A 20,410-nucleotide genomic window follows, 5' to 3' on the forward strand; every position below is an offset into this window, starting at 1 on the left:
TAACAAACGTTTATTGACAAACATTTAATAACAAATCATTTCAAGTCTGGTAAAGATTGCTTCGCGCCCTGATTAATACCCAACTGCGGTAATAAATCATTGACGGCGGTGGCATAATTTACCAGCGAATAACCGCTGTCATATTTCGCACTGATTTGTGAAAACTTCGCCTGGAATACATCCTGTTCGACGCTCAGCAAATCATTTAACGTGCGCTGGTTAAGCTTATATTCGCTTTTGTACACATCACGCGAGCGTACAGAATCCTGCAATTGTTCGGCGCTGGCCTGCGCCTGCCCTTCGGCCCCTGCCCAATTGGCATAAGCCACTGACGCTTTTTGCAGAATATCGAGCTTGGCCTGGTCTACTACCGTTCCGGCGATATTTTTCCGCCCTTCGGCCTGGCTTACACGCGCAGATACCGCGCCTCCCTGATAAAGCGGCGCGCTGACGTGTAACTGAATCTGATTATTCCAGTACGGATTATTCTGGGTTTCATAACGCGTACGGTTTGCCTGCAAACTCAGCGTCGGCAGATAATCAGATTTCGCTTTACTCACTTCATAAGAAGCGGATTCTTTTTGTGCCTGTGCATAAAGCACCGTCGGAATTTTGGAATAATCAATATTGTTTGGCATCACCGGCGCACTGAATTTATTGGCGGCAAAAGGCTTATAGGACTTCGCGTCCACGCCGGTGAGCGCGGTCAATTGTGCTTTCGCAGCGGATAAACTCGCCTGATATTGTTTCAGCGTCGAGCGCATGCCTGAAATACGCGACTGCGCCTGCAGGACGTCAGAACGGGTGGTTAACCCGGCGCCAGCACGTAAAGAGGACATTCTTCTGACGTCTTCAAGCGCGCGGATATTCTCTTCTACCACCTGCGTCAGTTCCTGATATTTCAACACGTCCAGATACGCCGTGGCCGTTTGCTCTGCGACGTCGGACATGGTTGCCAGCAATTTGTAGCGGTAGCTTTCCTCAGAGGATTTCTGCTGATTCACGCTGGCATTGGTTTTGCCAAAGTCATAAATCAACTGTGACAACGTCATGCCATAGGCGGCCGCGTTGTTCAGGCTGTTAGAGAAATCCTGCTGTGTTGAGCTACCGGAATTGGCGTTCAGCCCTACCTGCGGGTACCACGCGCTTTGCGCTTCGCGGATCTGCGCCTGGCCGATCCCCATCTGGTACGCCTGCTGTGTGACCGACGGGCTGCGGGAAAATGCCTGTAGGATGGCCGTTTTCAGATCCACAGACTCCATCCCTCTCAGGGAAGGTGCTGAGGCCCATTCCGTCCCACCTTTTGTAACATCCGCATGGGTTACAAATGGCAGAGCCAGGCATACAGTTAAAACGCTTAAGTTTCCTGCGACTTTTCTGACTGAATTCTTCATCTGACACTCCTGTCATTTTCCTTGCCGGAAACATCCTGGTGCAGCCTTCGCACAGTTTCCGGAACCCACATCCCATCTGATTTACAGGGGTATTATTGCAATGTTCCTGACACAGAAAAAGCCGTCCTAAAGTACCCAATCCGTTTGAAATACATTGATGAGGGGCGAATATTCCTATTAGAGACATTCATGACATGTATGGATTAATCTTAAAAATCATGATGTTATTTTTCTAACATAAGGGAAAAATCTGATAACCCAAAATGGTCTGAGGGATGGCAATTTGATTACAACAGCGACATTAACATTACAAAAATCGGTCACTTCTTAGGAAAATTTGCGGAATCCTTACAAATAAATGCGGGTGAATTTGCATTATTTTGCGTTTTTGGGACGAAAAACACGCTGTCTGGGTGAGATTATTCTGAGTGTAAATCCCCGAATTTTCCTCTTAATCATTTCAGCTATAGGTGAAAAAAAAGCGCAAAAATAATCATGAAAATAGTTAAGCGAATTTCATGCTCTGGCGGAATTATCGTTCACAGATCGTCTTAATAATAAAGCCAGGAAAAACCCATCGTCGGGTTCCTGTTTGGAGACAAAGACAGCAGCATGAAACAGCGTTATATTGGTATGACAAAACCGATGTCATATCACCCCGTCTGGCTTTCGTTTTCATTTTTAAATGAAAGCCCCCTGCGCAAATGAGTATCAGTCAAAGGTGAGCTGCCAAAAATATTCATTCATGCATTTTAAATGCGTCAAAACTCTCTATAGATTTATCGATTAATGTATAGCCATGTCAGCTTTATGGAGTAGTCTAGGATTATTTAAGTATTAAATATAGAAACGAAAAATAGTCCTAAACGGGTAACATAAATCCTTGCCGTAAATGTTAATTAACATTAAATTTCAATAGGTTATAAGAAATATCTGAGAATATTTAATTACATTACAAGAAATTAATAACTTTGAGTTACGTTGACGATAGGAACCATAATATATATTATGATCACAGGCATATTGGATGGTAATAACAGAGGAAAACTATCGGACATATGCGATTTCTTTACGGAGAACGGGTTCATTTAAAGGAATGAATTAATGATGCGCATTGCACTTATTGACTCATGCACATTCACGTATAACGGGCTAAAGCATTTATTCACTTTAACCCATATACCTAAAGGCATAACTTTCAATCAAATCAGTGCTGAGGAAGCGCTTGACAAAAGCAATGAGAACTACGACATCTATATAATTGAACCAGGTGAAGTGAGTTTTGAGTTTAATATCGATAAGTTTATTTATCATCTGAAGTCTATGAGTCTGGTCAGCAGCAAGTTTGTTATTCTGAGCGATAATATGATTGTAAACAGTCGCCTGGCCGATTTTCATTTATGCAAAGCGCATGCCTTCTCGAAGAGTTATTTCTTCTTTGACAGCCTGCTGACCGGGAAGTACGACGCGATACGCCCTTTTGTAGAGGATTATCTTCTCTCGAAAAACGAAGCGATTTTGCTCCGGTGCTTAGCAAAAGATCCGACTATGAAAAACATCGAGAAAATCACGTCGATTCCCATGTCGAATCTTTACTACTATAAATACAGCGCCATGAAAAAGCTTAAGCTGAAGAATACTAAAGAACTCTTCAGCTACCTCAACCGGGTGCTTAATCACTCCCTCTGACCCACAGCCTGGCTTCACATAAGCCAGGTTATTGCATCAGGTACTTGTACAACTCAATCGAGTTTTTCAGCCCCAGTTTCTTCATCGCATTCCGCTTATGCGTACTAATCGTCTTACAGCTCCGTCCTAATTTCTGCGCAACATTGGCATTAGTCTTCATGGTTTTAATTGCCATCAGAACTTCCCATTCTGTGGCCGTCAAAAACTTTTGTGAAGACTGCGCGGATGTCGCTCTCTTTTGCTGAAAATAAGGGCTCAGTGCCCGCTGATAATTCAGGTCAGAGGCACCGGTAATAAGCATTTTTCTGAGTACGGAGATCTCCTCCTGCTCTGATATAAGCATATCAATGTTTTCATCAGAAAGTTGCGCCAGTTTATCATTCTGCTCAATCTTAGTGACGACAATGACCCGAGGAGGAATATAGAGGAAATTCATTCTCCGGATAAATTTCATGACTGCATTGAAATCATCCGAAGTATCCTGAACCTCGAGAATAATACTGTCGATCCCCGTCCCTATTCCTGAATTGTAAAATTCAACCAGTGAACTGAAAGCATGTGTTTTTAAATCAAGCTGATTCAGAACTGCCGAGATGGCCAGCCGCTCATAATAACCTGAGTGAATTATCACTGTTTGTTTCATTAATCATTCCGTTGGTAATACTTTCCGTTTATCTCCCTTTCAGGGGGAAATTCTTAGCCCCCTGATGCATCGCAATCTTAATTCGGGATATTTTTCCTGTCGATATTTTGAGAATTTCAAGCGTCACGTTAGGATTTTTACGGTCATATCATAAAAATCCATGAATCCATTACAACTCATCATTAATTGATTATCAATTACGAACCAAATGAAACAATTCACTGTAATAACCCCGACAAAGCAGTGTCTTATTCTTTATGGTCTTTGCGTGCTTTTAAAATTTTGTCTGATTGACATTATTTTTCCGCTTTCACTTACGATCAATAAACCCGCACATTTCATCCAAAATTGATCACAAACAACCGCAAAGCGTTTTTTGCCGCAAATATTCTAAGAATTTTCTAGTTTATGCGGCGAAATATCTGAGTTGTGGATCAGGGGGTGTTTTCAGCACGAAATGTTTGAAACGCGCGGTGAATTCCCGCGTGAAACCGTTCCGGTCAACAGTGATTACGTGGGCGAAGGCTATGGCCTGCCGACCGCGGGTACGCTGGAAGCCCTGCGTTTACTGGCACGGCTCGAAGGGATTTTGCTGGATCCGGTTTATTCGGGCAAAGGCATGGCCGGTCTTATCGATTTAATCCGTAAAGGCCACTATTGCGCCGACCACCATATCGTGTTCATCCACACCGGCGGCTCGGCGGGTTTGTTTGGCTACCGGCAGTTGCTGGAACAAACCGGTGCTTGCCTGCACCGAAGAGCCCCCCGCGCTGGACGCTGTTTCGTCAGTTCATTTATCCCAAAGCCTTGATCCAACAGCGTTACTGGCGGCAACTTGTGTGAATTTATGGCAGGGCTCAAATCCATAAAACACGAAGGACCGGATAATGCGAATATCAGCAAGTATTTGGGGAAATGACTTCACGGGCGATTAAGCCCACGGTTCCAAACTTATCCTTCAGGAATAAATGATGACGACCTTAAACGACAGACTGGCATGGCGCTACGCCACTAAAAAATTCGACCCAACCAAAAGCGTACCGGCTGACAAGCTTGAACGCATCATCGAGGCCGTCCGCCTTGCGCCTACCTCAAGCGGCCTGCAACCGTTTGAGCTGTTTGTCGTCACCAACCCGGAAGTTCGCGAAAAAATTCGCGCCGTTGCATGGAATCAGGCGCAGGTAACGGACAGCTCTCACCTGCTGGTATTCGCCGCCTGGGATGACATCACCGAAGAACGCGTAAATATGATGTTCGACCTGACCAATGATGTGCGCGGTTTCGTCAATGAAGGCTGGGAAAACTATCGCAAAATGCTGCTGGGAATTGTCGCGGAACGCGGAACCGAAGCCAACTATCAGGCCGCTGCCCGTCAGGCTTATATCGGTCTGGGCGCAGCGTTAATCGCCGCCGCTTTCGAAGAAGTGGACGCCACCCCGATGGAAGGTTTTGACCCGGCAGCCGTCGATGAAATCCTCGACCTGAAAGAGAAAAACCTGCGCAGCGTGATCATCCTGCCAATCGGCTATCGTGCGCATGAAGGCGACTGGCTGGTGAACCTCAAAAAGGTACGCAGAAGTCGTGAGAATTTTGTGACTGAAATTAAGTAAGTTTTAGTCAGAATTTTGGGGGGCGCCCCAAACCGCCTTTAACGGCAAAACCTGTTGTAAAAAGACGCGGAGATCCCAAAGAGGGCTCGTCATAGCCCTCTTTGGTCGGTTTCGGCACCCGCCGCTGAGCGTTCACCGCACATGAAAACCGGGATTTTCTCGATCCTGCTAAAAAGCCAGCCCGGCGTTGACCCACATCCCCCTTTCATTTACCTGATGACAACCCGGCACGTTCTGTGCAGGATCAGATTTTTATTTCCGGGGATCATCCATGAACGCAAAAACGGCATCGTTAGAAGGCCGTATCCGCCAGCATTGGGATCAGCTCTCTTTGCACGAACAGCGTCTGGCCGATGTCTTGCTGGCAGCGCCTGGGCAGTTAGCCATGAATACGGCAACAGAACTGGCGCAGAGCGCGGGGGTTTCCAAAGCCACTGCGACGCGGTTTTTCCGCCATATCGGCTATGAAAGTTATGATGCCGCCCGCCGTCAGGCGCGTGAAATGCAAAACAGCGGCTCCCCGTTGTATCTTCAGGCTGTGCCCAGTGCTTCTCCCCTTGATACATTGATACAAAATCATCTGGAAAAAGAAGTCTCCAGTCTGGTGAATACGTTCCGTTCGCTGGAAACAGAGCAACTGGAAGCCTGCGTGAAGACGATTGCCCGTGCGCGGCGCGTTGTGGTGATGGGCTGGCGCCACAGTCAGACCATCGCCATGCTGATTTACCGCGATCTCGTCCATATTCATCCCGATGTCCAGCTGCTGCCGCGCGCCGGGGATTCTCTGGCGGAACATCTGGCCATGCTGGGTCCGCAGGATATCGTGATTTGCGTGGGCCTGCGCCGGCGTATGCCCGCACTGGAAACGGCCATGAACGCCCTGCACGAAATGCATGTGCCGATGCTGTATATCTCCGATGTGCTGGCAGGTAAACCGGCGAAACATGCCAACTGGGTATTGCGCTGCCACACCGATGTGAACCTGATTTTTGACAGCACCGTCGCCCTTTCCGGCGTCTGTAATCTGCTTTGCTCACTGGTCGCCCGCAGTATGGGGAAAACCGGTAGCTACCATCTGGCCTCTATCGAAACCCTGCACCAGAGTCTCGACGAGCTGGAATAATGCGCTGTTACGGCGCACGCGTTGTGTAGTTTCTCACCAAATCAGTGCAACGGCGTTTACGGACGTCGCTTTTTTTTCAATTGATATGAAACCAGAGAAATTAATTATACAACCAAAGAAACACTTGTTTCTCATTGATTCACTGAGAAAAAGAGGTTTCCTGCTGAGATTACCGTTTCATCGATCAGAAAACTGGCACGGAATCTGCTCTGGTAGGAATGACATTTCACCAACACCAGGGAAACACCATAATGAAAAAAACAGCACTGCTGATCGCCACTTTGCTCACGCTCGGCGCAGCAACAGCCGCTAATGCTGATACTTTGTCAGACATTAAAAGCAGCGGAAAAATCACCGTTGGCATCGACCCGACATTCCCGCCTTATGAATTCACCAACGATAAAGGCGAAATCACCGGTTACAGCGTGGCGATCATGGAATCGTTCGCCAAAGACCTCGGCGTGAAACTGGAGTTTCAGAAGACGGCATTTAGCGGCATTTTGCCCGGCCTGATTTCAGGGTCATTCAATGCCGAAGGTTCTTCCCTGAATGTGACCGCCGAGCGCGCCAAAAAAGTGCTGTTCACCACGCCTTACAGCAAAACCGTCAACGGTGTGCTGGTGCGTGAAAGCGAAGCGAAAAAATTCAGCAGCAAAAAGCTGACGCCTGACGATCTCTCCGGGCTGAGCGGCGCGGTAAAAAGCGCCAGCGTGCCGGAGCAGTTGCTGAAAGGCTTTAACGAAACGCTGACCAAAGAAGGCAAAAAACCCATCACGATTATCAGCGTTGATACGCTCGATCAGACCGTCAGCACGCTGATGACCAGACGTGCCGATTTCGTTTATGACGATATCTCGGTACTCGCGCCAATTGTTAAAAAATACCCGAATAAAGTCGTACAGGTCGGCGAGGCCGGGCCGTCGCAGTGGATGGCATGGGCCACGCGTAAAGACGATGTCAGCCTGAACAAGGCCATCAGCGATCACATTCTGGCGATGCAAAAAGATGGTGAGCTTTCGGCACTGCAAAAACAGTATCTCGGTACCACGTTTACCGTGCCCGCCAGCGATTTCATCCCTCAGGAGTAAGTTATGTGCCAATCAACACTGACGGTGCCTGCCGGTCACGGCAAAACCTTTGAGGTGAAAAAAGGCCAGTTTATTACCGTCATAGACACCGGAGGGCAACAGGCCGCCGACTTTGTGGCGGTCAATGCGGACGATCTCAGCGAGAAGCTTTCGCCGGTGCATACGCGCCAGCATTTGCGCTCGCTGTTCTTCAAACCCGGCGACGCGTTGTGGTCGAGTGAAAACCGCCCGATGCTGCGCATTGTGGCTGACACCATTGGCATTCACGATGCCAATGTTCCGGCCTGCGACCGCACGCGGTTTAGCGTCGATTTCGGCGTGGAAGGCCACCGCAACTGCGTCGATAACCTGCTCGAAGGTATGAAGGCGCACGGTGTAACGTATTTCAGCCTGCCGGAGCCGTTCAATCTGTTCCAGAACGGGCCGGTGACCGCCGATGGCCGGATGGAAGTCACCGATCCGACCAGTAAAGCGGGCGACTGCATTGTGTTTGAAGCGTTGTGCGACCTGATTTGCGCCGTGTCTTCCTGCCCGCAGGACATCATTCCCGGCAACGGTTTGCAGGTCACGCCGATTGATATTCAGGTCAGCAATCATTACCACGGGGAGAGTCAGCATGCTGTTAATGCGTGAGGCCTGGGCCGAAAGCGACGTGCGTCCGCTCGCCGCGCCTGTCGAAATTAAAGCCGGAGAAGCCGGTTCCATCCGCGTGCTGCGCGGTCAGTTGCTGCGCATCACTGCGCTGGGCGAAGGCGCCGTGGCGTCGCTGTTTGGTTTCAGCCTGACCGATCCTGCTGTGTGGCTTTCCGTGCATCATACCCGCGTATTCAGCAACAGCTATCTGCTCGGTTCAGGGATGCGGCTGGTGAACAACCGTCGCCGTCCGGTGATGGTGCTGGGGAAAGACAGCGTGAAGCGCCACGATCTGCTGCTGCCGGGATCGACCCGCGCATGGCTGACACAACAGGGTTATGAAGGTAAAGGCTGCATTGAAACCGTACAGGCCGAACTTGCGCGGCTGAACATGGACGTGCCGAAACTGCCGGATCCGATCAATCTGTTTATGCACGTCCGCCTGACGCGCGAAGGCGAAATTCTGCCGGAAACCAACCGCACGCAGCCGGGCGACAGCATCACCTGCCGCGTGGTGGCGGATACGCTGTTTATCGCGTCGGCCTGCTGTACCGGCATCGAAGGCAATGACAAACCGGCGCCGCTGCGGCTTTCGGTAGCGGAAAATCTGTCCGCATTCGGCGGGGAGTAACGCATGTTGGGGCTGAGTGAACAGGTCATCGCCGCACTTCCCGAGTTAGGGCATGGCCTGCTGATGACGGTGATCCTGACCGTTCTCGCGGCACTGCTCAGTATCGTTCTGGGGCAGATTGTCTGTTTTCTCCAGCTTCGCCGTGCATGGCCGTGGCGCGCGTTCGGACGGCTGTATGTCAGCCTGATGCGCGGCACGCCCGCCATCGTGCAGCTTTTTGTGGTGTTTTTTACCCTGCCGCGGCTGGGGCTTGGCGGGCATCCGATGCTCGCCGCCGTGCTGGCGATCGGGATGAACAGCGGCGCTTACGTCGCGGAGATCCTGCGTGTGAACCAGAGTCTGGTCACTAAAGGCCAGCGCGAAGCCGCCCGCACGCTGGGGCTGAGCCGGTGGCTAACGTGGTGGTTTGTGATTAACCCGCAAATCCTGCGCGCCAGCCTGCCGATGCTGGTCAACGAGTTCACCATTTTGCTCAAAACCACCCCGCTGGCGTCGGTAGTCGCGCTCACTGAACTGACCTACGCCGGGCAAATTGTGATTGCGCGAACCTATGACGCGACACAAGTTTTACTGCTGGTATCCGCGGGATATCTGCTGATTGCGCTGCCGCTGATCAGCGCAGTGCGCCATCTGGAAGCGAAACGGAGGGTTGCGTAATGGACTGGCAGGCGATTCTCAGCTCACTGCCGTCGCTGGGCAACGGCATGGCGGCCACCCTCAAACTTTGCGCCATCGCGGCATTTTGTTCATTGTTTTGGGGCACGCTGATGGCGACCGCCTTAATGCGCGCCCCGCCGTTCTGGCAGCGGATCCTGCGTATTTACACCAGCCTGACGCTGGCGTTACCGCTGCTGATTGTCATCTATCTGCTCTATTTCGTGTTGCCGGAATATGACATCACATTCACTTCGCCGCAGGTCGGCGTACTGGCGCTGACATTGTATTACGCGCCGTATATCGCTCAGGTGATCCGCTCCGCGGTTGAGGCGTTGCCGCGCGGCCAGTGGGAAGCCTGCCGCGTTCTGGGGCTAAGCCGCACCGAGCAGTTGCGCGATGTGGTTTTGCCTCAGACGCTGCCGCAGATGTTGTCGCCGCTGGTCGGGCTGATGATCGGTCTGATTAAAGATTCGGCGCTGCTTTCGATTGTTTCGGTACAGGAATTTATGTACGCCGCCAAACAGGCGATTTCTGATACTTACGCGCCGCTGGAGATTTATCTCACGGTGGCGCTGTGTTACTGGGTGCTGAACAGCCTGATTGACTGGCTGGCGCGCCATATTGAATTTCGCATGACGCGCTATCGTCGCGGCATGCAACATTAACCAGGAGAAAAAAACATGTCAGCTGATCTTGAGCATCGCGACATCCAGCTTATTCCGGCGCGCCACGGCAAAGCGGTGCATCTGAAAAAGGGTGAAGCGGTGCAGGTGGTGAATTTACACGGGACGCAGGTGGTCGATTGCTGGGCGTATAACGCGGCGGATGTCGGCGAATATATGTGTATGGAAGCCACGCGGGTGTGGAATCAGCGGCTGAATCCGCAGGTCGGCGACAGCTTTATCACCAGCCAGCGCCACCCTATTCTCACGCTGGTGGCCGACACGTCACCGGGCGTCCACGACACGTTTATGGCCGCCTGCGACGCGCGCCGTTATGAACTGCTCGGCTGCACCGAACCGCACCGCAACTGCCACGACAATCTGTTCGAAGGCATGGCGGAGCTGGGCGTAAATTTGCCGCACGGCAATCTGGCGTCGTTTAACATCTTCATGAATATTCAGGTTCAGCCCGATGGCCGCACGCTGAAAACCCTGCCGGTCGTCACGCGTCCGGGCGATTACATCATTCTTCGCGCCGAAATGGATTGCTATGTCGCCTTCTCCGCCTGCCCGCAGGATATCGTCAGCATTCAGGGGCAAGGCGATAACACGCCGCGTGACGCCGAACTGCGAATTCTGACAGCGGGATTCCCGCAGGTGAAATTGCAGGGAGCGTGGGTACCGGAGGGGGTCTGAGGCAACAAACGTTAAGGGCAACAATCTGAGTTGCCGCCCAAACTGGCCCAAAGGGCGCGTTAACGCACGCGCCCTCCTTTGGCCACCCTCGTTTTTAACTGCGCGCTACCGCTCGCTGACCATGTTTCAGCAATTTCTGCTATTGCCGCAAAATCCTGCCGCTGCGCGGTCCATTCACCCGGGTTTCAAACCGCGCGAAATAGTCGCGGTTTTCCACCCTCCTTTCAGCGTGATTTTTGAAAGCGGCGAGCGGCTATGTAATTCGGAGGGAGTGTTTGAGATTTTTGCCAGTTATTTTTTTGGAATGCAATTTTATTAATGTATATTTACTCCCCCTGCACAGGGGGAGAGGACGATTTATTTGCAAGCCCATTAAATAAAGATTCAGGGGGCTGAATCCTCGAAAATAAAATTGTATTCAGACACTGCACAGCCCCTTATATATACTCACATAATTAAGAAGAACAAATAATTTTTCAAATCTATACATCATCCATGACGTATAGATTCTTTGCATTATACCCACGCAGGCCACGGGAGTATATTAGCGGGCATTGAACATCGTTTATCCCTATGGGTGAATGAATAGCAAAGTCAGGGGTTATGTATGTCGTCTGCTGAGTATTATGATATTAATGAAGGAGAAGTAAGACACCTGACAAGGGGTGAAATCGATATATGCAAAACAATTTATGGTGAATATATTGATTACTATAAAGTATGGGTTCACGATGAAAGCTACTTTCTCTTTGGACTACAATCTCCACGATATGCAATGTCACCAAACGGGGAAATTTACTTCAGGTATGAACATTACTCTGCTGACTACTCCATTACGGGTTCTGCGTTTGATACACTGATTGCAGCGCAACACACCTTCATACATGAAATGTGTCACGTTTGGCAATATCAGCATGGCATGTCTGTTCGGTTAAACGGATTGCTAAGCTGGGCAGCTAATTATCACTATGACTTATTTGGTCAGATTTTTAGTAATTACTCAATGGAGCAACAAGCTTCAATTGTGGCTGACTACTATATTTTAATTACTTACGGCCTGCATCAATGGAGCGAACTTGCAGCCAATAACTATAGATTCAGGTACGATAATCTCAAATTTGAAGAGATAGTCCAGTCATACGAAAGCGTTCTTTCGCATTTCCCGGCGGGGGATTAGCAATGAGGATAACTTTTTTATCATGTCTTGCGCTACTAACCGGATGTTTAGGCGACAAGGTTGAACCTGACTATATACATCATCCAAAAGTTAAAGTCCAAGGCAATGAAATATGTATTTTCGCGCCAGATATAGGGGCGGGATTTATTTATAACGTTATAAAAATACAAAACAATAAAATGATAAAATCTTCGAGCTTCGATATTCGCCATCAAAAATTAGACGCAAGGAAATGTATCCCGCAAGATATTTTGAATTTTGAACCGGAAGAATCCTACTCAATTCAATTTTCCATAGAAAAAATTAAAAATAGAGAATCTATAATTTATACAGCATCAATTAGAACTCATGCCAATAATGGTAGAGATTTTTTCAGTGGAACCTCACTACTCAAATAAAAGGTGCTATGAATGCCAATTCCTGCATATTTATTTTTAACTGATGAAAATGGCGTCGCCATCAAAGGTGGTGTTAAGGTTTTAGGACGGGAAGGAAGCATTGAACTTCTGAGTTTTAATCATGGGGTATCCGTTTTGTTTGACGGGAACAGAGGCAGATTAACGGGAGGCCGTAAACATCATGCAATGATGTTGGAGAAGGAGTTTGATTGCTCATCACCTTATTTATTTCGGGCAGTTTGTAATAACATAAAACTAAAATCTGCTATCATTAAGTGGTACCAAATAAATGACGCGGGGCAAGAGCAAGAATTTTACAATATGACAATGGAAGATGTCGTAGTGACAAATATAAACCCCAAACTGCCACATGTGAAACATTCAGATCAGGACAAATTCACCCCGTGTGAAACTTTTGGTATTGCTTATGAGAAAATTACCTGGAAATTTATAGAGGGCAACATTCAGTTTACCGATGGATGGAGTTGGGGACATTTCGGTTAACCTCTTGAATATAAGTAATCTATTTAGATTAATGACGGTTGGGCTGATAATCAAAGCCCGGCCATCCATCCGGGCGTTGATATCTGTATTACTGCACGTCCCTCCTCGTCCCTTCCAGCCCAACCTTCAGTTCTTCTTTCGACATCAGCACACAATACGTCGGCGTGCCGCGTTCGAAGCGCCAGCCTTCGGAGAGCGAACCGGCGTCGACGGCGTCGAAACCAAAAGCATCGTATAAACCGGCCACCAGCTTTTTCGTTTCCGCGTTGTCACCGGCGAGCGGGAGTGCGCGGCGTTGCGGGTCGCTGGCCGGTAAGCCTTCGTTTTCAAGATCGGTCATCCGAATCGAGTTGAACGCTTTGGTGATGGTCGCACCCGGCAGGAAACCGGCGAGATATTCGCTGGTGGTGGTCGTGTGATTATCCAGCACGGGCACCTGACCGTCGCGATCCTGGTAGTAATTTACGGCATCGATAACCTGCTTCCCGGTGAGTCCGGAGGCCGGTAATTGCCCGATGGCAGTCAGCGGCACGGCGATCACCACGATGTCACCGAAAATTGCGGCTTCCGTAGCAGTTCCGATTTCACAACCAATCATAGGTTTCAGGCTGAACAGTGTCTGCGGCCCGCGTGAATTACTCAGCATCACCTGATGCCCCGCTTTAAGTGCCAGTTTGGCGACTGCGCGGCCGACAAATCCTGCGCCAATAATGCCTATTTTCATGATTTCACCTTTCATTTCGTTGCAGAAAGATAAAGAATAATTCGATACTCAGTGTTGATAAATCGCCATCATCGACATAAACAAACAACAAAAAGGAGTGAATCATGGACCGGTTAACCAGCATGAATGTGTTCGTCAGGACGTCCGAACTGGGCTCCTTTGCCGCCGCCGCCGAAGCATTGCGGATCTCTCCGCAGATGGTGGCGAAACATATTGCCCGGCTCGAAACGCGGCTGGGCACCGTACTGATCAACCGGACCACGCGCCGTCAGCATCTCACCGATATTGGCCGAAGCTATTATGAACGCTGCAAACGGGTGCTGGCCGAGGCGGAAGCCGCCGATGCGATTGCGCTGGACATGAAAGCCACGCCTTCCGGCGTTATCCGCGTGAATGCGCCGGTTACGTTCGGCTCTTCGGCGCTCGCGCCTTTTATTACGCAATATCTGGATAAATTCCCGGAAACGCAGGTTGAGCTGACGCTGACCGACCGGATGGTCGATCCGGTCGAGGAAGGTTATGAGGTGATTTTGCGCATTGGCGAGCTCACCGACGGCCCGATGATTGCCAGCCCGCTGCGGCCTTACCGGCTGATTGCCTGCGCTTCGCCGGGCTATCTGGCGCAGAACGGTGTGCCGGATACGCCTGCCAGCCTGGCGCAGCATTCGTGTCTGGTTTACGGGATCTGGCCGCCGCAGGATCCGTGTCGCTGGATTTTCAGCAAGGACGGGAAAACACATGAAGTCCACCCTGCCGGACGTTTACGCGCCAATGACTGGCGGGCCTTGCTGCATGCGGCGGTGAAAGGTTACGGCGTGACGCTGGGGCCGGAAGATGTGCTCAATGAGGAAATTACGCAAGGACGGCTGGTGCAGATTTTGCCGGATTACACCGGCCCTTCCCGGCCGATGCATGTTCTGACACCGGCCGGGCTGCGGCAAACTGTGAAAATTCGCTGCTTTACTAATGCGATCAAAGAGGCGTTTGGCTGAATCGCACTGTCATCATTTTACGCGTCGGCAGCGACAAAAACCGGAGGCTTAAACGCCGTCACATCCGGCAGTGGCGCATCCCAGCGTTCAATTTCAATCCAGCAACTTTGCGCGGTACACCCCTGACCGAGGCGCGAACTCCCGCGATCTTCCGTCAGTACGTTCGGATTGCCGTGCTTATCGATGGAATCCGGCTGCGTTGGATCCTGCGGGTCATACCAGGCTCCCGTGGACATTTGCACCACGCCGGGGCGTAAATCTTCCGTGATATGCACCCCCGCTAAAATCGCCCCGCGATCGTTAAAGACGCGCACGATGCTGCCTTCTGTGATACCGCGCGCAGCGGCGTCCTGCGGGTGTAACCACAACGGTTCGCGATCCTGCACTTTGGTACCACGGCTGACGGCTCCGTGATCGTACTGGCTGTGCAGACGCGTACGTGGCTGGCTGGAAAGCAGATGCAGCGGCCAGCGGGCGCTGAATGCCTGCTGTTCCTGCGCATCCTTTTCAAACCAGAACGGAAAACCGGGACATTCTTCGTAATCAAAGTCGGCGACGGTCTGCGAAAACAGTTCGATTTTGCCCGAAGGCGTGGCGAGTGGCGCGCCTTGCGGATCATCACGGAACGCTTTCAGGAAGATCTGCGGCGTGTCCGGCCGTGCATATTCCATTTTTCCCTGCTGCCAGAAATCTTCAAAGTCAGGCAGTTCGATGCCGTCAGCTTCGGCGCGCGGACGTGAAATTTCATAGATATGGCGCAGCCATTGCGCCGGGTCGCGCCCTTCGCTGAATTCCTCGCCAAAGCCCATTTTTGCGGCCAGTTCGGCGAAAATCTCGTAGTCACTTTTTGCCTCTGCAAACGGCGGAATATGCTGACGCATGGCAATCATAAAGCCGTCATTGCTGGCGCTGCCGATGTCTTCACGTTCAAGCGATGTCGTCACCGGCAACACGATATCAGCGAATTTCGCCTGTGCGGTCCAGTACTGTTCGTGAACCACGACGGTGTCCGGTTTACGCCAGGCGTTGATCAGCCGGTTGATATCCTGATGATGGTGAAATGCGTTACCGCCCGCCCAGTACACCACGCGGATATCCGGGTACCGGCAATTTTTGCCGTCAAACTGATATTCCGCCCCCGGATTGAGCAGCATGTCCGAAAGCCGTGCGACCGGAATATGCTCGCTTACCAGATTTTTGCCCATTGGCAAACGCGGGCCGGAGAAAGTGCGGCGGTCAGAACCGGCGAGATTGGTCGAGGCATAGGCAAAACCCAGCCCGCCGCCCGGCGTACCGATTTGCCCGAGCAGTGACGCCAGCGCCACCGTCGCCCAGAAGGTCTGTTCGCCCTGCCTTGCCCGCTGCAATGACCACGCGATGTTGATCATCGTGCGCTTTTCCGACATCTCCCGCGCCAGCGCCCGGATGCTGTCCGCGCTCATACCGGTCAGGGATTCTGCCCATTCCGGCGTTTTGGCTTTGCCGTCTTTCGCGCCGGTCAGGTAGTCGCGATAGGTGTCAAATCCGACCGTATGGCTGGCAACAAAACCGGCGTTATAGCGGGATTCGTCGATCAGAACGTAGCTTAGCGCCAGCAGCAGCGCGGTATCGCTGCCCGGGTTGAGGGAAAGCCACTGCGCCGATTTCACCGAAGACAGGTCGTTTTTCACCGGGCTGACGTTGATAAAGCGCGTACCCGTTTGCTCCAGGGTCTGGAGCCAGTATTTCAGGGAGTGATCGTTCGCACCGCCGCCGTTAACCTGCGCATTGCGCCACGGCAGGCCGCCAAAGGCGACAAAAAGCTCACAATTTCCGGCCAGAACCGACCAGTGAGTATGTTGTTTTTGCAGGACATCCAGGTCGCCGATAATGTGCGGTAGCAAACGCTCGGCGGCGGCCAGGCTGTAAGTGTTGGTGCTGCCGGTGTAGCCGCCGAACTGGTTGAAAAACCGGTGCATCTGGCTTTGTGCGTGATGGAAACGCCCGGCGCTCGACCAGCCGTAGGAACCGGCATAAAACGCGGAATTGCCGTGTTTAGTTTTCACCCGCTGAAGCTCGCCTGCGATAAGCGATAACGCGGTCTCCCAACTGACTTCCACAAACGGCTCTTTCCCGCGCCCTTCACGTGAGGCCGCGCCGTGTTGTAAATAGCCGAGGCGCACCGCAGGGCGTCGGATACGGCTGTCACCGTCAACGCCACCGACCAGTGACTGGCCAATTTCAGACGGGTTGCGATCCCATTCCACCGGTTTAACAGATTTCAAAACACCGTCGTCCGTGGTGACGCGGTACGTCCCCCAGTGCATAACGGCCAGATCGTGATTGTTTTTCATTATTAGCAGGCTTTTATTATTGGCAAAAATGGGCAGGCAAAACTCACATTAACATGCCGGTAACGTGTTCGCTACGCGATCGATGTTAATGCTATTTTTATCATAACGTTATGGGGGAGTTGGATAAGTCTGGGGTGGGATTTTGGGTTTACCACCCAAACTGGCTTCAAGGAGCGCCTATCGCCGCGCCCCATGAAAATCCTGGCCTCTTTCACTGCGCGCGATAGCGCGTGTTGAAAAAGACGTGGAGATGCCAAAGAGGCCCCGTCCCGGGCCTCTTTGGTCGGTTTCGGCGTCAGCCGCTGAGCGATCACTGCAATTGAAAAACCGAAACTTTCCCGATCCCACTGTCGGTTAACCAACGCAGTATTTATGCCTTCGAAAATGCCGTCGCCTTCCTCCCCGCCAGCGTCCCAAAGATGATGATGTCGGCCACGGCGTTGCCGCCAATCCGGTTTGCGCCGTGGATACCGCCCACGACTTCACCGGCAGCCCAGGCGCCAGGGATGATTTGTTTCTGGGCATCCAGAACCGCGGTGTCAGGATTGATGGTGACGCCGCCCATGGTGTGGTGAACGCCCGGTGCGATGCGGATTGCAAAGAACGGCCCCTGATTGAGCGGGTGACGCAGCGCAGTTGTACGGCCAAAGTCTTCGTCTTTTTTCGCGACCACGAACAGGTTATAGCGCTCCAGCGTGTCGGCCAGCACCTGCGGATCCATGTTCAGTTTGACGGCCAGTTCCTGCGGAGTCGGTGCGCTGAGCACAAACCCTTTGGCGATGTATTCGTCCGCCGCTTTGTTATTCGCCCGCACCTGCTCATCGAAGATAATCCACGCACTTTTCTCCGGCAGCCCGATAATTTCGGCGGAGACTTTGTCGCGGGTTTCCATTTCGTTGTAGAAACGGTGACCGGCCTGACTGACCAGAATCGCCCCGCCGCCGCGAATGGCTTCTGAAATCAGGTAAGACGTGGTTTGTTCGACCGTCGGGTGGATCTGGATTTCGCCCATGTCCACGGTATCTGCGCCCAGTTTTTGCAACATCGCGATGCCGCTGCCGGTCGCGCCCGCGTGGTTGGTCGTGACGAAACCGTCAAGATCCGGACGGTAGCTCACCACCATGTTGCGGTTGGCGCTGAAACCGCCGGTGGCAACAATGACGCTTTTCGCATTCAGGATACGGGTGTCATTGTATTCATCGACCACCTGCACGCCGGAGACTGCGCCGTTTTCGAACAGGATTTCCGAAACAGACGTTTCCAGCAGAACTTCGATTTCGCGTTTGTTGATGTTTTTCACCAGACCGCTGATGAGGAATCCGCCCACCGCAGAACGGTCTGCCGGACGGTGCGTGCGGTCGATGCTCATCCCGCCGGTGATGGTGATGTCGTTAAGTTCGATCTCTTTCGCCGCCAGCCATTCGATGGCTTCCGGCGCCAGTTCAACAAACTCACGCAGCAGTACCGGGTTGTTTTTAAACTTCCCGCCTTTCAGCGTTTCGTCATAGAACAGGTCTTTGCTGTCTTCTATGCCTTTGAGTTTCTGGAAGCGTGTTTCTGCCGCATTCATCCCGACGGAGGCTTTGATGGTGTTGCCGCCAATGGTCGGCATTTTTTCGATAATCACTACATGTGCGCCGTCGTCGTGCGCCTGAATCGCCGCCGCCAGCCCGGCGCCGCCGCTGCCGATGACCACAACGTCAAAGTTTTGCGGTGCCTGCGGGTTACCGCCTTCATCTATGACGTGTTCTTTGTTCGAGGTTGTCATGGCGCGTGAAACGGCTTTTTTCAGCGCCTCACTCTGCGTGGTTGCGCCGGTAATCGCATCAACGTGCGGGCTGTTGGCCACCAGCATACGCGTACGCAGGCTTTCGAACGTGGTGGTGAAATCAACGTCCAGCGAGTCGTCTTTAACCAGCTGAATATCGGTAATACGGTCAGTATCGAGCACCACGTTGATTTTCAGTTTCAGCGCTTCGGCTTCTACTTTCTCCTGATAAACGCCGGCCTTATATTTACGGCCGGTGACGCTGGTGTCGCGGATCATGGCGTCGACCAGTGAGAAGCGCCACAGCGGTTCCGGAATATTCAGCTCTTCACGTTTGTGGCTGTCGATATACAGCTCGAGGTGATCATTATTAATGATGCGGTCAGCCCAGTCCGGGTACGCGATGCAGGCTTTGCCCACCGCCACCAGATCAAAGCCGTGTTCCAGCGCGCTTTCGGCATCGGATTTATTCACCACACCGCCCACACCAATCACTGGCACTTTGGCCAGCGTCTCAGAACGCATGGCGCGGAATTTAGTGATAAGCGGCGTCGGGTCCTGGGTATCGACAATAGAAGGACGCAGCAGCTGGCCGACGGAGAAATGCACGTAATCCAGCCCGCGCGCGGCGAGTTTTTCCAGCAAGTACATCGTGTCGTCGAAACGAATGCCGGGCACTTCCAGCTCTTCCGGCGAGAAACGGTAGCCGATAATAAAGGAGGCGTCGGCGAAGCGTTTCGCCATTTTATGGGTGATTTCCAGCACTTCCATCGGGAACAGCGCGCGTTTGTCGCGGTCGCCGCCCCACTTATCGGTGCGCTGGTTGGAGTTCGGGGAATAGAACTGCTGAATCAGATACGTGTTCGCACCGTGGATTTCCACGCCGTCGAATCCGGCTTTAATCGCACGGTTCACCGCATCACCAAATTTGGTGATCATGGTTTCCACTTCTTCGCCGGTCAGTTCTTTCGGTGTGGTGGCACCTTCACGCGGCGCGGCGATAGCACTTGGCGCAACCGGCGTACGGCCCCCGATCAGTTCAGGTTCAACCATACGGCCGCCGTGATAAATCTGAAGGATCGCTTTCGACCCTTTGGATATGATAGCATCCGCAATTTTTTTCAGGCCGGGAATTTTGTTGTCGCTGTCGATGGCAATCGCGCCCGGAAACGCCGGGCCTAAACGATCAATGAAGCAACACTCAACGATGACGGTCCCGATGCTGCCGGCGCGGTCGCGGTAATACTCCACCAGTTCGCTGGTGACTGTACCGTCGTAAAAGCCCGTACAGGTGGTCATTGGCGCCATCAGCAGGCGGTTTTTCAGCACCGCGCCGTTGGGCAGCGTCAGTGGCTTAAGGACCGGGGTGAGCTTATTCATGTTGATCAACTCCGCAATTTAAAAGTCTTGAATTTTCCGTGGCCGCATTACTTACCGTTAAATTAAGCAATCCGATGCAGGTGATGAATTTAAAAAATCGGTCTGATTTTTTGTTTACTTTTCTGTTTATGCGAATAAAGAAAAGGGCGATGTGGGTCGTTATAACGTTCGAGGGAACTGGAGTTGTTTATTTACCCGACATTAAATCAAATACCATCTCCAATTGTTATCGAGCGATTGACAAAAATCAACTTTTGATTAACATAAAAAATCTCACCTGATAAATCAGCAGGTTGAACCCGAAAACT

Annotated in this window: 18 protein-coding genes and 1 pseudogene; 14 read left to right on the top strand and 5 right to left on the bottom strand. The window is 51.6% G+C overall.

All coding sequences use genetic code 11. From position 1 onward, the window contains the following. Nucleotides 1–35: 35 nt before the first annotated feature. Nucleotides 36–1,262, bottom strand: a complete 1,227-nt coding sequence (locus tag GW579_RS03830) for a TolC family outer membrane protein (protein ID WP_165057652.1) — start codon at nucleotides 1,260–1,262, stop codon at nucleotides 36–38. Nucleotides 1,263–2,498: 1,236 nt separating this feature from the next. Between GW579_RS03830 and GW579_RS03835 the strand changes: the two genes are divergently transcribed. Continuing rightward, nucleotides 2,499–3,083, top strand: coding sequence for a helix-turn-helix domain-containing protein (locus GW579_RS03835; protein ID WP_165057654.1), 585 nt, complete (start codon nucleotides 2,499–2,501; stop codon nucleotides 3,081–3,083). A 28-nt stretch (nucleotides 3,084–3,111) separates the two neighbouring features. On the opposite strand, the gene GW579_RS03840 is transcribed toward GW579_RS03835, so the two are convergent. Then, nucleotides 3,112–3,726: a LuxR C-terminal-related transcriptional regulator gene (locus GW579_RS03840; protein ID WP_152327182.1), complete on the bottom strand. Its 615-nt coding sequence runs from the start codon at nucleotides 3,724–3,726 to the stop codon at nucleotides 3,112–3,114. Between the two features lie 472 nt (nucleotides 3,727–4,198). On the opposite strand from GW579_RS03840, the pseudogene GW579_RS03845 reads away from it, so the two are divergent. The 12 genes and pseudogenes from GW579_RS03845 to GW579_RS03900 all read left to right on the top strand — a co-directional run. Further along, nucleotides 4,199–4,459 (top strand): annotated as a pseudogene (locus GW579_RS03845) (pyridoxal-phosphate dependent enzyme); the annotation flags it as partial. Between the two features lie 238 nt (nucleotides 4,460–4,697). Continuing rightward, nucleotides 4,698–5,336: a nitroreductase family protein gene (locus GW579_RS03850; RefSeq protein ID WP_165058702.1), complete on the top strand. Its 639-nt coding sequence runs from the start codon at nucleotides 4,698–4,700 to the stop codon at nucleotides 5,334–5,336. A 271-nt stretch (nucleotides 5,337–5,607) separates the two neighbouring features. Next, nucleotides 5,608–6,459, top strand: a complete 852-nt coding sequence (locus GW579_RS03855; protein ID WP_165057656.1) for a MurR/RpiR family transcriptional regulator — start codon at nucleotides 5,608–5,610, stop codon at nucleotides 6,457–6,459. 251 nt (nucleotides 6,460–6,710) lie between these two features. Then, entirely contained in the window at nucleotides 6,711–7,547 is an 837-nt protein-coding gene (locus GW579_RS03860; protein ID WP_165057658.1) for a transporter substrate-binding domain-containing protein, read from the top strand. 3 nt (nucleotides 7,548–7,550) lie between these two features. Next, nucleotides 7,551–8,180, top strand: coding sequence for a DUF1989 domain-containing protein (locus tag GW579_RS03865; protein WP_165057660.1), 630 nt, complete (start codon nucleotides 7,551–7,553; stop codon nucleotides 8,178–8,180). Next, nucleotides 8,164–8,811, top strand: coding sequence for an urea carboxylase-associated family protein (locus GW579_RS03870; protein ID WP_165057662.1), 648 nt, complete (start codon nucleotides 8,164–8,166; stop codon nucleotides 8,809–8,811). The genes GW579_RS03865 and GW579_RS03870 overlap by 17 nt, the downstream gene beginning before the upstream one ends. A gap of 3 nt (nucleotides 8,812–8,814) precedes the next feature. Beyond that, the gene (locus GW579_RS03875) at nucleotides 8,815–9,468 is read left to right on the top strand and encodes an amino acid ABC transporter permease (protein WP_152327177.1); all 654 of its coding nucleotides are present in this window, start codon (nucleotides 8,815–8,817) and stop codon (nucleotides 9,466–9,468) included. After that, a complete protein-coding gene (locus tag GW579_RS03880; protein WP_165057664.1) occupies nucleotides 9,468–10,133 on the top strand; it encodes an amino acid ABC transporter permease in 666 nt (221 codons plus the stop codon). The genes GW579_RS03875 and GW579_RS03880 overlap by 1 nt, the downstream gene beginning before the upstream one ends. A 15-nt stretch (nucleotides 10,134–10,148) precedes the next feature. Beyond that, nucleotides 10,149–10,826, top strand: coding sequence for a DUF1989 domain-containing protein (locus tag GW579_RS03885; RefSeq protein ID WP_165057666.1), 678 nt, complete (start codon nucleotides 10,149–10,151; stop codon nucleotides 10,824–10,826). 607 nt (nucleotides 10,827–11,433) lie between these two features. Beyond that, a complete protein-coding gene (locus GW579_RS03890) occupies nucleotides 11,434–12,003 on the top strand; it encodes a type IV secretion protein Rhs (RefSeq protein WP_165057668.1) in 570 nt (189 codons plus the stop codon). A gap of 2 nt (nucleotides 12,004–12,005) precedes the next feature. After that, the gene (locus GW579_RS03895; protein ID WP_165057670.1) at nucleotides 12,006–12,401 is read left to right on the top strand and encodes a putative T6SS immunity periplasmic lipoprotein; all 396 of its coding nucleotides are present in this window, start codon (nucleotides 12,006–12,008) and stop codon (nucleotides 12,399–12,401) included. A 12-nt stretch (nucleotides 12,402–12,413) separates the two neighbouring features. Continuing rightward, entirely contained in the window at nucleotides 12,414–12,905 is a 492-nt protein-coding gene (locus GW579_RS03900; protein WP_165057672.1) for an Hcp family type VI secretion system effector, read from the top strand. A gap of 88 nt (nucleotides 12,906–12,993) precedes the next feature. Here the strand turns inward: GW579_RS03900 and GW579_RS03905 are convergent, their stop codons facing one another. Beyond that, entirely contained in the window at nucleotides 12,994–13,629 is a 636-nt protein-coding gene (locus GW579_RS03905; protein ID WP_165057674.1) for an NADPH-dependent F420 reductase, read from the bottom strand. Nucleotides 13,630–13,733: 104 nt separating this feature from the next. Between GW579_RS03905 and GW579_RS03910 the strand changes: the two genes are divergently transcribed. Next, entirely contained in the window at nucleotides 13,734–14,621 is an 888-nt protein-coding gene (locus GW579_RS03910; RefSeq protein WP_152327170.1) for a LysR family transcriptional regulator, read from the top strand. Between the two features lie 17 nt (nucleotides 14,622–14,638). On the opposite strand, the gene GW579_RS03915 is transcribed toward GW579_RS03910, so the two are convergent. After that, a complete protein-coding gene (locus GW579_RS03915; protein ID WP_165057676.1) occupies nucleotides 14,639–16,954 on the bottom strand; it encodes a molybdopterin-dependent oxidoreductase in 2,316 nt (771 codons plus the stop codon). Between the two features lie 370 nt (nucleotides 16,955–17,324). After that, nucleotides 17,325–20,102, bottom strand: a complete 2,778-nt coding sequence (locus GW579_RS03920) for a flavocytochrome c (RefSeq protein ID WP_165057678.1) — start codon at nucleotides 20,100–20,102, stop codon at nucleotides 17,325–17,327. Nucleotides 20,103–20,410: the final 308 nt, after the last annotated feature.

The organism is Rahnella contaminans, from assembly GCF_011065485.1.
Taxonomy (GTDB): Bacteria; Pseudomonadota; Gammaproteobacteria; order Enterobacterales; family Enterobacteriaceae; genus Rahnella; species Rahnella contaminans.